The following is a 13,186-nucleotide window of genomic DNA, read 5'->3' as shown; positions in this document are numbered from 1 at the left end:
TGCGAAAGTGAGCGGCCGTGCGAACCCCGGGCCGGTTCGCTCTGTGCGCCAACAGGTGCAGCGCTGTGCAGGGTGTGAAATATTCCTGCGCGTGCAAATTGACCGCAAGAGGCGATCGGTGCCCGGGGCTGATTCAGGAAGATCGGCGGCTCACCGGGCTGCTGCCGCGCGATTCCGGGTCTGGGCTGGCTGCAGGTGCCGGATTTCCTGAATTAGCCACCAAAAACGGGCGGGCAAATGGCTACGGCAGGCGGAGCCTGAGGTAGGGCGCGGTGCGGCTGGTCGGGTGCGCGGCGACCGTGGCGGGAGTGCCGGCGGCGATGATCCGGCCGCCGGCGTCTCCGCCGCCGGGGCCGAGGTCGATCACCCAGTCGGCGGCGGCGACCACATCCATCTCGTGTTCGACCACGACCACGGTGTTGCCGGCATCGACGAGGCGCCCGAGCTGCAGCAGGAGCAGCTCGACGTCGGCCGGGTGCAGCCCGGTCGTAGGTTCGTCGAGCAGGTAGAGCGTGTGGCCGCGGCGGGCGCGCTGCAGTTCGGTCGCGAGCTTGATGCGCTGCGCCTCGCCGCCGGACAGCTCGGTGGCCGGCTGCCCGAGCCGCAGATAGCCCAGGCCCACCTCGCGCAGGGTTTCGAGGCTGCGCGCGGCGGAGGCGACGTCGCTGAGAAAAACGAGCGCGGCATCCACTGTGAGGCCGAGTACCTCGGCCACGTTCTTGCCGTGGTAGGTCACCTCGAGGGTGTCGGGGTTGTAGCGCGACCCGCCGCAGTCCGGGCAGGGCGCATAGCTGCCCGGCAAAAAGAGCAGCCCAACGGCCACGAAACCCTCGCCGAGACAGGTCTCGCAGCGGCCGCCGGCCACGTTGAACGAGAATCGGGAGGCGGTGAAGCCGCGCGCGCTGGCCTCGTCGGTGGCAGCGAAGGTGGCCCGCACGGCGTCGAACAGGCCGGTGTAGGTGGCGAGGTTGGAGCGCGGCGTGCGCCCGATCGGCTTTTGGTCCACCTGCACCAGCCGGTCGACGGCCTCGAGCCCGGTCACTGCGCCTACTTTCGGGCGCTCGGCGAGCTCGATCTCAGCGTCGGGGTCGGCGAGATCGAGCACCGGCACATCGTCGGGGTCTGGGTGCAGGTGCTGCCCCACGGCCTCGGCCAGCACCTGGCTGACCAGGGTGGACTTGCCCGAACCGCTCACTCCGGTCACCGCCGTCAATACTCCGAGCGGAATCTGCGCGTCGAGGCCTCGCAGGTTGTGCCGGGTCACGTCGGTCAACCCCAACCAGCCGAGCGGATGCCGCAGCTCGCCCGCCACCACCGGCTCGCGGTCCTCGGCGAACAGGTACTGCCGGGTCACCGACGACTCGACCTGGGCGAGTCCGGCCGTCGGCCCGCTGTAGAGAACCTCGCCGCCGCCCTCACCGGCACGGGGGCCGACGTCGACGACCCAGTCGGCGCTTCTCACGACGTCCATATTGTGTTCGACTACGAAGACCGAGTTGCCCGACTGCTTGAGCTGCTCGAGCACGAGCAGCAGCGGTTCGGCGTCGGCTGGGTGCAGACCGGCCGAGGGCTCGTCGAGCACATAGATCACACCGAACAGGCCGGAGCGCAGCTGGGTGGCGATGCGCAGCCGCTGCATCTCCCCCGGAGAGAGGGTGGGGGTCGAGCGGCCGAGGGCCAGATAGCCGAGACCCAGTTCGAGCAGCACGTCGATGCGGCGCAGCAGATCGCCGGCCAGGGTGACGGCCACTTCCGTTGAAGCGGAGTCGCCCGACACGATCGGCCGCAGGATCTCGGCCAGCGCTGTCATCGGCAGCGCGTTGAGGGCGGCGATCGACTGGCCGGCTACGGTCACGGCGAGGGCTTCCGGCTTCAGCCCGCTGCCGCCGCAATCGGGGCAGGGGCCGGTGTCGACGTAGCGCAGCACTCGCTGCCGTACGTTCGGGCTCTTGCTGTCGGCCAGGGTATGCAGCACGAAACTCTTCGCGCTCCAGAATCGGCCCTGGTAGGGCTTGGCGATGCGGTCGCGTTGCGGCACAACCTCGACCACCGGTTGCTCCTCAGTGAACAAAATCCAGTCGCGGTCGGCGCGGGAGAGGCTGTGCCAGGGCGCGTCGATGTCGTAGCCGAGCACGGCGACGATGTCGCGCAGGTTCTTGCCCTGCCAGGCGCCCGGCCAGGCCGCGATCGCGCCGTCGCGGATGCTGAGCGTGGGATCGAGCACCATCGATTCCTCGCTGACGGTGTGCGCCAGTCCGAGGCCGTGACAGCGCGGGCAGGCGCCCATCGCGGTGTTCGGCGAGAAGGAGTCGGATTCGAGGCGACCGGCGGCATCCGCTGGGTATATGCCGGCACGGGAATACATCATGCGGAGCGAGTTGGAGAGGGTGGTGACCGTGCCGACGCTCGAGCGCGAGCTCGGTGTACCGCGGCGTTGTTGCAGAGCGACGGCCGGTGGCAGCCCGGTGATCTCATCGACGTGCGGGGTGTGCCCCTGTTGAATGAGGCGGCGCGCGTAGGGCGCGACCGACTCGAAGAAGCGCCGCTGCGCCTCGGCGAAAATGGTGCCGAAGGCGAGCGACGACTTGCCGGAGCCCGAGACACCGGTGAACGCCACAATGGCATCCCTCGGCACGTCGACGTTCACATTGCGCAGGTTGTTTTCGCGGGCGCCGCGCACCCGCACGAAACCCTCTGGCCGATTTTCGCTAAGCATCCGAACAATATAGGTGCTGCGGTTGTGTATGCCGTCAGATCGACGTGGCGTCCTCGACCTGACCGACGAGCTCCTCGATGATGTCCTCCAGAAAGAGCACACCGGTCACGCATTCTTCGGTTCGACCTTGCACAGACGGAGCACGCCGTTGGCGAGCCAGTTGAGGCTGAAGATGATCGGGTTGAAGGCGCGGGCTACGAACACGAGCGGCGGTGCGAGAATGAGCGCGGTCTTTCAGGAATGGAGAACGAGATGTTCTTGGGGATCATCTCGCCGAAGACCACGTGCAAAAAGGTCACCAAAATGAGCGCGAAGGTGAAGGCGATCATTCCTTCGGAGAGCCCGGTGCCGGCGAGTTCTTCGACGAGGTCTTCCAGGGTGACGGTGCCCCGCTCGCTGAGAACGACGCCTACGCCCACCATGATCCACTCATACATGGTGTGGTCCTCTCAGCGAAAGAGGCATGTCGGTGGTGGTGGGCGAGGGTCTATGCGAGGGAGGGTCTTCCATTGTGCTTATAACGCTGCAGACGGATGCTGGCAAACCGCCGGTCTGCGCCCTGCAGTTATGAGACCGCCGGCACGGTGACCTCCTCGGGCAGCTCGCGCAGCACGACCTTCATGATCTTGCCGGTGGCGGTGCGCGGCAGGGCGTCGACGAAGGTCACATAGTCGGGCACCTTGAACGCCGCGATCAGGTAGCGGGTGTGGGTGAGCAGGTCGACCTCGGTCACCATTGCGTCGGGCCGCAGCACGACGTAGGCCTTGGGCCGTTCGCCCCATTTCGGGTGCGGCATGCCGACCACGGCGACGTCGAGCACGGTGGGGTGGGTGAGCATCGCGTTCTCGACCTCGATGGTGGAGATGTTCTCGCCACCCGAGATGATGATGTCCTTGGCCCGGTCCTTGATCTCGATGTACCCGTCTGGGTGCATGACGCCGAGGTCGCCGGTGTGGAACCAGCCGCCGCGGAAGGCATCCGCTGTGGCCTGCCGGTCTTTGAAATAGCCGAGCATGACGTTGTTGCCGCGCAGCACGACCTCGCCGATGGTTGTTGCGTCGGCCGGAACATCGGCCATGACGGAGTCGACGATGCGCGCCGATTCGGCCTGCACCATGCCCACGCCCTGGCGGGAGATCTTGCGGGCACGTTCGTCGGCGGGCAGGTCGTCCCACTCGCGCTGGTATTCACAGATTGTGTACGGGCCGTAGACCTCGGTGAGGCCGTAGACGTGCACGACCGTGATGCCGAGTGCGTCGAGCTGCTCGATCACGCTCGGCGACGGCGGGGCACCGGCCGTGGTGATGGACAGCGGAGTATCGAGCACGTGCTTCATCGGTGCGTTGGCGATGACGCCGCACACCGTGGGAGCGCCGCACAGGTTGGTCACGCCGAGGGTGTCGATGGCCGACCAGACCGCTTCGGCCCGCACCGTGCGGAGGCAAACGTGGGTGGCGCCGGCGGCCGTGACCGCCCACGGCGTGCACCAGCCATTGCAGTGGAACATCGGCAGTGTCCACAGGTAGACCGAGTCGCTCGTGAATTTATTGTGGAAAACCTCGCCGAAGGAGTTGAGGTAGGCGCCCCGGTGGGAGTACATGACGCCCTTGGGCTTGCCGGTCGTGCCCGAGGTGTAGTTGATCGAGATCACCGCGCGTTCGTCGGTGACCTCCCAGGCTAGAGGATCGGTTCCATCATTGTCGGCCTCGGCCAGGAAGGACGTGAGGGTCTGCTGGCCGATCTCGAGGCCGCTTTCGGTGAGCCCGAACTCGCCGTCGGCGATTTCGATGACGCCCTTCAGGGCAGCGGATGCCGCGAACACGTCCCCCACACCGGCAACGAGTTCGGCGTCGATGAACAACAGGGTGGCTTCGGAGTGCTCGAGAACGTAGTGCACCTCCGGTGCGGCGAGCCGCGAATTCAGGGCGACGAGTACTCCGCCGGCCAAAGGAACGGCGTAGTGGGCGATGAGCATCTCGGGTATATTCGGCGCGAGGAATATGACCCGATCGCCCGGGGAGATGCGCGCACGGATGGCGTGCGCGAGCTTTTCGGCCGCCTGAGCGAATTGCCGGTAGGTGTAGCTCCTGGCGCCGTAGATGATCGCATTCTTGCCCGGGAATACTTCGGCGCTGCGCTGCAGAAATCGCATCGGTGTGAGGGGCGAGTCGTTGGGTGTGCCGGTGCTGCTCAGTAATGTCGTCAGGTCAATCACGTGGGACTCCTTTGTCCAAAAAGATCTAGCGCAGTGCGGGCTTAGTGAAAGGCGCTGACCCCGGTCAGGTCGCGTCCGATGAGCAGGGACTGGATGCTTTCGGTCCCCTCGTAGGTATGAATGGATTCGATGTCGGCAAGGTGCCGGATCACGTGATTCTCGAGCAGGATTCCGTTGCCGCCGAGCATGTCGCGGGCGAGCGAGGCGAGGGAGCGGGCTGCGCGGGTGTTGTGGAACTTGGCGAGGCTGGCCTGGATCGGTCGGAGGGTGCCGGCGGCGTCGAGCTCGGCCAGGCGGATGCAGTGCAGCTGCATCGAGGTGAGTTCGGAGAGCATGAGGGTGAGCCGCTCCTGCACGATTTGAAAACCGGCGATCGGTTTGCCGAACTGCACCCGCTGCTGGGCGTAGTTGAGGGCGGCCTCGAAGACGGCGGTGGCGTGTCCGAGCGCCGACCAGGCCACGCCGAGCCGGGTGGCGAACAGAACGACCGCAGTGTCCTTGAAGGTGTGCGTGCCGGGCAGTACGGCGTCGAGCGGGATGCGCACGTCGGTCAGGGTGATGCGGGCCTGGTGCACCGCCCGCAGCGAGCCCTTGCCGAGCATCGTCTCGCCGACATACCCGGGCAGGGACTGGTCCACCAGAAAGCCGCGTACGTTGCCGTCGTCGTCACGGGCCCAGACCACGGTCACGTCGCCGACCGATCCGTTGCCGATCCACTTCTTCTCGCCGTTGATGACCCATTCGTCGCCGTCACGGTGCGCGGTGGTCTCCAGGGCCACCGAGTCCGAGCCGTGGTCAGGTTCGGTCAGGGCGAAGGCACCGAGCTTCTCGGCCCGGGCGAGCGGAACCAGCCAGGTGGCCTTTTGCTCGTCACTGCCGAACATGGCGATGCTGCGCAGGGCGAGTCCGCCCTGCACGGCCACGACGGTGCCCATTGAGCCGTCGCCGCGGGAGATTTCCATGTTCACGAGCCCGGCGGCGAGCGGCGACATCGGGGTGAGTCCCGGTCCTTCGACTCCGTCGGTGAGCAGGTCGAGCTCGCCCAGGCGGCGGGCGAGGTGTAGCGGGTACTCCGCTTTGTCCCAGGCCTCGCTCAGCTCGTCGAGCGTTTCCACCGCGAAGGTGCGTGCCCGGTTCCAGAACGCCCGATCGGCGTCGGGAACATTGGCGAAGACGCCGTAGTAGTCAGTGTCGAGCGGGGCGGAGACATCGTAATCGGGCATCAGTGCCTTTCGCGGTAGCAAGCGTGACTACAGTTCTACCTGACACCGAGTCTCAGGTCAAGTGACACTTGGTGTCAACGTGTCACCGAACGAAGCCTGTTCTCGATCGCCTGAGCAACATCGTGAGGCAGCGCCGAGGCGGGGAACACCGCCACGATCAGCTCGTTGGCGGGCGTTTCAGCGCCGGAGCGTCGGGCGCCCACGGGGGCGAAGCGGTCGCGAATCGTTCGAAGCTCGGCGGCGAGGCCAGCCGAGTCGGGCATCCGTTCTGCGTCGACGGCGCGAATCAGGCGGCGCAGCTCGAAATTGTGCGTCGCGGTCACGGCGGCCGCGAATTGAATGGCGATCACCGGGTCGACGCCCGGCAGCGCGCGCCGCAGAAAGGCCGAGAAGGTCTTCTCATAGCGCGAAACCATCACGGTTTCCCGGTCACGCAGAACGGATGTCTGGCGCACCAGCAGGTCGCGCACCCGCACGATCTCGAGGCGCTCCCGAAACCGGTCGAAGACGAGGGCTGCTGCCGTACAGACGGCCAGCCAGGGGTCCTCGTGTTCGGCGGCGAAATAGTCGCCGATCTGCTCGAGCAGCTCGTCGTGGTCGGCGAAGATCACGTCGTCCTTCGACCGGAACTGGCGAAAGAAGGTGCTGCGGGACACGCCGGCGGCGGCGGCGATCTGCGCGGTGCTGGTGGCCTCGTAGCCCTGAGCCTGGAACAGGCCAACGGCGATGTCGGCGACGGCCACGCGACCGCGGGCATCCGCTTGCCGAGCAGCTGGTGGAAGGGCGGAATCGGCGGGGGCAGACGGATCAGACATGGTCTGGCGAAATTAGCACGGAACGGTGGCCGACCGTCGCGAGCACCCGGCAAAAGCGGACGGGGCCCGGGCCCCCTCCGTGGGCCCAGTTTATAACCTGGGCCCGTGGACGGGGCCCGGGCCCCGTCCAGAGTGGAGGGGGCAGACGGGCCGGCGAACGCACAAGGTTTCCATAAGGCCCACATCGCACTCTTGCAGCATTCGCTCACCCTGAAGAGATAGGTGCGTCATGAGCAGGTTCGAAGGTAAAGGAATCGTTCGCAGCACGAGAAACACCACGGGAATGCGAGGTAGTCCACCTTCCCCGGACAGTGGAAGACCACGAAAGGTCTTCGGAAAGCCCATGCGCATACTTGCGGCCGGCATGGCCGCCGTGCTCTATACCGGGCTGGGCCTGTCGGCCGCGCTCCCGGCGCAGGCCGCGGTCGCGCCGGCCGGCCAGGGGTTCGCGGTCACGGCATCCGACCTCGCCTACATTCTCAAGCAGATCAAGATTGCGGAAACGCACGTAGCCAACACCACTCTGGCGACCGGCCCCTGCGGCGCTCTCGTCGGCACCGGCCCCAACAAGATCGCCAGCCCGCTGCTGTCGCTCGGACTGCGCACGGTCGACGGTTCCTGCAACAACCTGCAGCCCGGCCAGGACCAGTTCGGCGCCGCTGACCAGGTCTTCCCGCGCCTTACGGGGTCGGTTTTCTCTCCAGCAGAAGTCACTCCCTCCGGCTTTGGACCGCCGAACCCGACCTCCTACGCCCAGAAGAAGGGCCTGGTCTTTGACAGCGAACCACGCACGGTCAGCAACCTGATCGTCGACCAGACTTCGACCAACCCGGCCGCGATCGCCGCCGCCGGAAACCCGGTGCGCACCCAGGGCAATGAGGGCGTCGTGGCCTGCACGACCGATCCGAGCCCGGCCGTGCCGTTCGGCATTCCGGGCGGCTGTATCCCGTCCCGTGAGACGCTCTTCATGCCGAACGTGACGACCGACGTGGGCCTCTCGCCGCCGTACAACTCAATGTTCACCCTGTTCGGCCAGTTCTTCGACCACGGTGTCGACCAGACCGTCAAGGGCGGTGGCACGGTCTTCATGCCCCTGAAGGCCGATGACCCGCTCGTCGCTGGTGCCGACCACGTGTTCGGCAACGGTGACGACCTCGACCCCAACCTGCGATTCATGGTGCTCACCCGCGGGCAGAACCAGCCCGGCCCCGACGGTGTCACCGGCGACGACCCCGCCACGGCAGTTGACGAGAGTGCTGACGATGTACAGGATGCGCTCAACACCGACTCGCCCTGGGTCGACCAGAGCCAAACTTACGCCTCGCACGCCTCGCACCAGGTCTTTCTGCGCGAGTACGTGACCGTGGGTGGTCGCCCGGTTGCTACCGGCAAGCTCCTCGGCGGCCCGGCCGGACCGACCGCCGGCGGCATGGCCACCTGGGCCACCACCAAGGCCCAGGCCGCGAACGTGCTCGGGCTGCTTCTGGCCGACAAGGACGCGCTCAACGTTCCGATGCTCGCAGCGGATGCCTACGGCAAGTTCATCCCCGGACCCGCGCGCGGAATGGCACAATATGTCACCGCGACCGGCCTGGTCGAGGGCGACACGGCCAGCCCCGTGCCCGTTCCAAGCAACGTGCTGTATTTCAACACGCCGTTCCTGACCGACATCGCACACAACGCGGAGCCGAAGCCCGGGCTGACCCCGGACGGTGACAACACGGCATCCGCTGACTTTGCCAGCCAGCCGGCCGGAACGTATGACGATGAGATGCTCAATGCTCACTTCATCGCCGGAGACGGTCGCGTCAACGAGAACATCGGCCTGACCGCCATCCACCAGGTGTTCCACTCGGAGCACGACCGCCTGATCGCTGATATCGAGAACACCCTGACCAACGACACTTCAGCTAAGGGCGTTGCTGCCCTGGCCGAGTGGAAGCTGGCCAGCGGAGCTGCCGGCTGGAACGGCGATCGACTGTTCCAGGCTGCCCGCTTCGTCACCGAGATGGAGTACCAGCACCTCGTGTTCGAGGAATTCGCGCGCAAGGTGCAGCCCGGTATCAACCCGTTCGAACCGTTCGCGTTCACCCAGACCGAGATCAACCCGGCGGTCAAAGCAGAATTCGCCCACGCCGTGTACCGCTTCGGCCACTCCATGCTGACCGAGACGATCTCGCGTACCAACGAGGGCAAGCCCGGGGCTGACGGCGTGTTCGGCACGAGTGACGACATTCAGGGCACCCGGAATGACATCTCCCTGCTCGACGGATTCCTCAACCCGCCCGCGTACACCGACGGTGGACCGGACGGGCAGCTGACCTCGGAGGAAGCTGCGGGCAGCGTCATCATGGGCATGAGCGACCAGGTCGGCAACGAACTCGACGAGTTCGTTACCGATACCCTGCGCAACAACCTGCTCGGCCTGCCGCTCGACCTGGCATCGGTCAACATGGCTCGTGCGCGTTCGGAAGGTGTGCCGCGGCTCAACGTGTTCCGTCGCGACCTGTTCAACAAGACAAACGACGGAGCGCTCAGGCCATACACGAACTGGATCGATTTCGGTGAGAACCTCAAGCACCCGGAATCGCTCATCAACTTCGTGGCCGCCTACGGTCAGTTCCCCACCATCACGGGGGCGACCACGCTCGACGGCAAGCGCGATGCAGCACGACTGATCGTGAGCCCCGACACCCTGGCCTTGGAAGTTCCTCCGGACGGTGCCATGGACTTCATGAACAGCACAGGAGCGTGGGCTAACACGGGCACGCACTCGATCACAGGTCTCGACGAGGTCGACCTCTGGGTCGGCGGTCTCGCCGAGATGACCACACCGTTCGGTGGCCTGCTCGGCACGACGTTCAACTACGTGTTCGAGAACCAGATGACCGACCTGCAAAACGGTGACCGGCTGTACTACCTGGCCCGCACGCCCGGCATGAACCTCCGCACCCAGCTGGAGGGCAACTCCTTTGCCGAGCTCATGATGCGCAACACGAACGCGCACACCCTGAAGGCCGACCCCTTCGCCACGGCGGACTGCAAGTTCGAGCTGAAGAACCTGGCTGGAACCGTCGCAGGCTTCGCGGCTTCGGGCAACACCGTTGCCAACGACCCCCAATCCGAGTGCAACGAAACAGCCCTACTGATTCGCATGCCCGATGGCACCATCAAGTACCGTGCCCGCAACACGGTCGACCCCGCCGGTATCAACGGCCAGGCCGTCTACAACGGCACCGGAAACGTGGACCGGATGTACGGCGGAAACGACAATGACACCTACTGGGGTGGCCTCGGCAACGACGTCATCGAAGGCGGTGGCGGCGCCGACGTAGCTCTCGGCGGTGAAGGCGACGACATCATCACCGACCTTGCCGGAGACGACGTTCCCAAGGGTGGCCCTGGCAACGACGCGATCGATGCCGGGCCCGGACTCGACATCCTCATGGGCGGCGAAGGCAAAGACTTCACGAACGGTGGAGCCAACGCCAACGAAACCTTTGGTGGCGCCGACGATGACTTCATCATTATGGGTGAAAGCCTCGACGCAGCTTTTGGTGACGGTGGCGACGACTGGGAAGAGGGCGGCAACCAGCCCGACCTCATGATTGGAGACAGCAGCAACCTGTTCTTCCTGGACGACTCCCAGAAGCCCGGAAGCGACTTCATGATCGGCCAGGGCGGTGACGACGACTACGACATGGAGGGCGGCGACGACGTTGGCGTCGGTGGACCTGGCATTGAAAAGGTCGCCGGCGGTTCCGGCTACGACTGGTCCACTGGCCAGGGTGACCCCCAGGCTCAGGACTCCGATCTGGCTCTGCCGATTGCTCCGCTCGATATCCTGCAGGTCGGTGTACGCGACAAGTACAACGAGGTCGAGGCACTCTCCGGTTGGAAGCTGAATGACATCCTCCGCGGCGACGACGTGGTTCCCAGCGCCGTCGGCGGTGGCGGCTTCATCGGCTGTGACGTGGTGGACCAGGCCGGAGTAGACCGCATCGCGGGCTTCGACGCGCTGATTCCGGAATTCACGACCACGCTCGCATCCGTTGTCGCACAGTCGGCACAGGGTGATTGCCCGATCCTGACCGGTCCGAACGTCTGGGGTGCCGGCAACGTGCTCCTCGGCGGCGGCGGCAGTGACCTGATTGAGGGACGAGGAGCCGACGACATCATCGACGGTGATGCCTACCTCAGCCTTCGTCTGAGTGTTCGGACCAACCCGAGCGACCCGGCGACGGAAATCGGCAGCGCCAGCATCAACGGCGCGAACCAGAGTGCGATGACCAGCCAGTACCTGTCCGACGGCAACGGTGGACTCACCGGACCGACACTGCAGGAAGCTGTCTTCGCCGGCACGGTCAACCCGGGAAGCATTGTGGCGGTTCGCGAGATCCTCAACGGATCTGGCGGAATTGACTCGGCGCAGTTCTCCGGTCTGACCAGCGATTACACGGTCACTACCACCGGTGGTGACGGCACGCTCGGCTCGGCCGGATCGACCACCACGGTGCTCGACAACCGCGGTACCGACGGAACCGACACCCTGCGCAACGTCGAACGCCTGCAGTTCAGCGACACCGTGGCACCGGCAACCCCGACCAACGTCGCTGCAGTTGCCGGCAACGGTCAGGCGACCGTCGACTGGGTAGCTTCGCTGACCGGCATCCCCACCAGCTTCACGGTGAAGGTGCTCGACTCGGCTGGAGCCCAGGTGGGCGCACTGCGCACCGCACCGGGAACCGCATTCAACCTGGTTGTCACCGGGCTGACCAACGGGTCCAGCTACACCTTCCAGGTGTCGGCGACCAACGCGGAAGGAACGAGCGCATTCTCGGCATCGTCCAACGCGGTGACTCCGTCGGCACCGGTGGTGCAGGTGGTCGCTGGCGCTCCAACGATCGGAACCCCGGTCGCCGGTAACGCTCAGGTGACCGTCAACTGGACGGCCCCCGCACCGGTGGCCAACCAGGCGCCGATCACCGGCTACCGCGTTCGCACCTACGAGGGCACCGGCGCTGCCGTGTTCCGCACTTCGAACGTCGCCCCCGGGTCGTCCGTGACCATCACGGTACTGACCAACGGCACCGGGTACTCCTTCGATGTCGCCGCGATCAACTCGGTCGGCACCGGAGTGGCCTCGGCTCGATCGGTAGTGGTCACCCCGACCGCGCCGGTGGTGCAGGTGGTCGCCGGAGCTCCGGTGATCGGTACCCCGGTCGCCGGTAACGCCTCGGCGACCGTCAACTGGGCTGCACCGGCACCGGTGGCCAACCAGGCACCGATCACCGGCTACCGGGTTCGCACCTTTATCGGAGCGGGAGCGACGGCCACGGGTACCACGACGGTGGCCAACGTCACCAGTGCGGTGATCGGGTCGCTCACGAACGGCACCGGGTACACGTTCGATGTCGCCGCGATCAATGCGGTCGGCACCGGAGCGGCATCCGCTCGGTCGGTGGTCATCTCACCGCGCACGGAATTCGTGCTCCCCACGGTGACCGCACGCACGCCCGCCGCCGATGCTCGCTCGATCAGCCAGACCGGCAACCTGACGGCAACGTTCAGCGAACCGGTCACCGGGGTCAGCGGCACGACGTTCGTGCTCCGGCGTGGTGCCACGGTGATTGCCGCGGTGGTCTCGTACAACGCCACGACGCGAGTCGCGACGCTGAACCCGAGCGTGACGCTGCTCACCGACCGCACCTACACGGCCACCCTCTCGGGCATCCGTGACGCGGCCGGCAACACGATGGCGACGAGCACCTGGTCGTTCATCACCGGTCCGGCTCCGACGATCACCACGAGGACTCCCGCCGCGGGAGCCACCGCGGTGCGCCGGAACGCCAATGTGACCGCGACATTCAGTGAAGACATCACCGGAGTGGCCGCGGGCACGGTTCAGATCACCCGGGTTTCCACCGGGGCGGTTGTCGCATCGGCGGCGGCGTTCAACGCCACCAACAATGTGTTGACCATCAACCCCGGGGTGACCCTGACCTCGAACGTGCAGTACCGGGTGACCATCACCGGTGGCAACACGAGTGTTCGAGATCTGATCGGAAACCCACTGGTGACGAGTACGTGGACCTTCACGACCGGCACCGTTCTCTAAGAAACAGCTGATCCGCTTCACCCGGCCGGCGACTGGATTTCAGTCGCCGGCCGGTCCCACCAGCACCACCACACACGCATAAAGCCTTGAGGAGAGGTC

The 13,186-nt window shown here is 65.9% G+C and carries 5 protein-coding genes and 1 pseudogene; 1 reads left to right on the top strand and 5 read right to left on the bottom strand.

Annotation, left to right across the window (positions count from 1 at the left end):
* Positions 1 to 241: 241 nt before the first annotated feature.
* The 5 genes and pseudogenes from E3O25_RS16745 to E3O25_RS16725 all read right to left on the bottom strand — a co-directional run bounded on the left by E3O25_RS16745 (position 242) and on the right by E3O25_RS16725 (position 6,969).
* Positions 242 to 2,716: an excinuclease ABC subunit UvrA gene (locus E3O25_RS16745; RefSeq protein ID WP_134361679.1), complete on the bottom strand. Its 2,475-nt coding sequence runs from the start codon at positions 2,714 to 2,716 to the stop codon at positions 242 to 244.
* Between the two features lie 111 nt (positions 2,717 to 2,827).
* Positions 2,828 to 3,072: pseudogene (locus E3O25_RS16740) on the bottom strand (CNNM domain-containing protein); the annotation flags it as partial.
* 209 nt (positions 3,073 to 3,281) lie between these two features.
* Positions 3,282 to 4,931 (bottom strand): AMP-binding protein, encoded by a 1,650-nt coding sequence (locus E3O25_RS16735; protein WP_370448777.1) that lies wholly within the window; start codon positions 4,929 to 4,931, stop codon positions 3,282 to 3,284.
* 41 nt (positions 4,932 to 4,972) lie between these two features.
* The gene (locus E3O25_RS16730; protein WP_092110673.1) at positions 4,973 to 6,154 is read right to left on the bottom strand and encodes an acyl-CoA dehydrogenase family protein; all 1,182 of its coding nucleotides are present in this window, start codon (positions 6,152 to 6,154) and stop codon (positions 4,973 to 4,975) included.
* A 74-nt stretch (positions 6,155 to 6,228) separates the two neighbouring features.
* Positions 6,229 to 6,969, bottom strand: a complete 741-nt coding sequence (locus tag E3O25_RS16725) for a TetR/AcrR family transcriptional regulator (protein ID WP_092110675.1) — start codon at positions 6,967 to 6,969, stop codon at positions 6,229 to 6,231.
* A 343-nt stretch (positions 6,970 to 7,312) separates the two neighbouring features.
* On the opposite strand from E3O25_RS16725, the gene E3O25_RS16720 reads away from it, so the two are divergent.
* Entirely contained in the window at positions 7,313 to 13,087 is a 5,775-nt protein-coding gene (locus E3O25_RS16720; protein ID WP_166806046.1) for a peroxidase family protein, read from the top strand.
* The last annotated feature ends 99 nt before the right edge of the window (positions 13,088 to 13,186 follow it).

The sequence above is a fragment of the Cryobacterium sp. TMT1-3 genome, assembly GCF_004402315.1.
In the GTDB taxonomy this organism is placed as follows: domain Bacteria; phylum Actinomycetota; class Actinomycetes; order Actinomycetales; family Microbacteriaceae; genus Cryobacterium; species Cryobacterium luteum.
The sequence above is the reverse complement of the archived record's forward strand: the minus strand, read 5'-3'. Positions and strand labels throughout refer to the sequence as shown.

Bases quoted from the DNA above. Each gene is read 5' to 3' on its own strand.
- E3O25_RS16745 (WP_134361679.1), bottom strand. From the start codon at position 2,716: ATGCTTAGCGAAAATCGGCCAGAGGGTTTCGTGCGGGTGCGCGGCGCC.
- E3O25_RS16730 (WP_092110673.1), bottom strand. From the start codon at position 6,154: ATGCCCGATTACGATGTCTCCGCCCCGCTCGACACTGACTACTACGGC.
- E3O25_RS16725 (WP_092110675.1), bottom strand. From the start codon at position 6,969: ATGTCTGATCCGTCTGCCCCCGCCGATTCCGCCCTTCCACCAGCTGCT.
- E3O25_RS16720 (WP_166806046.1), top strand. From the start codon at position 7,313: ATGCGCATACTTGCGGCCGGCATGGCCGCCGTGCTCTATACCGGGCTG.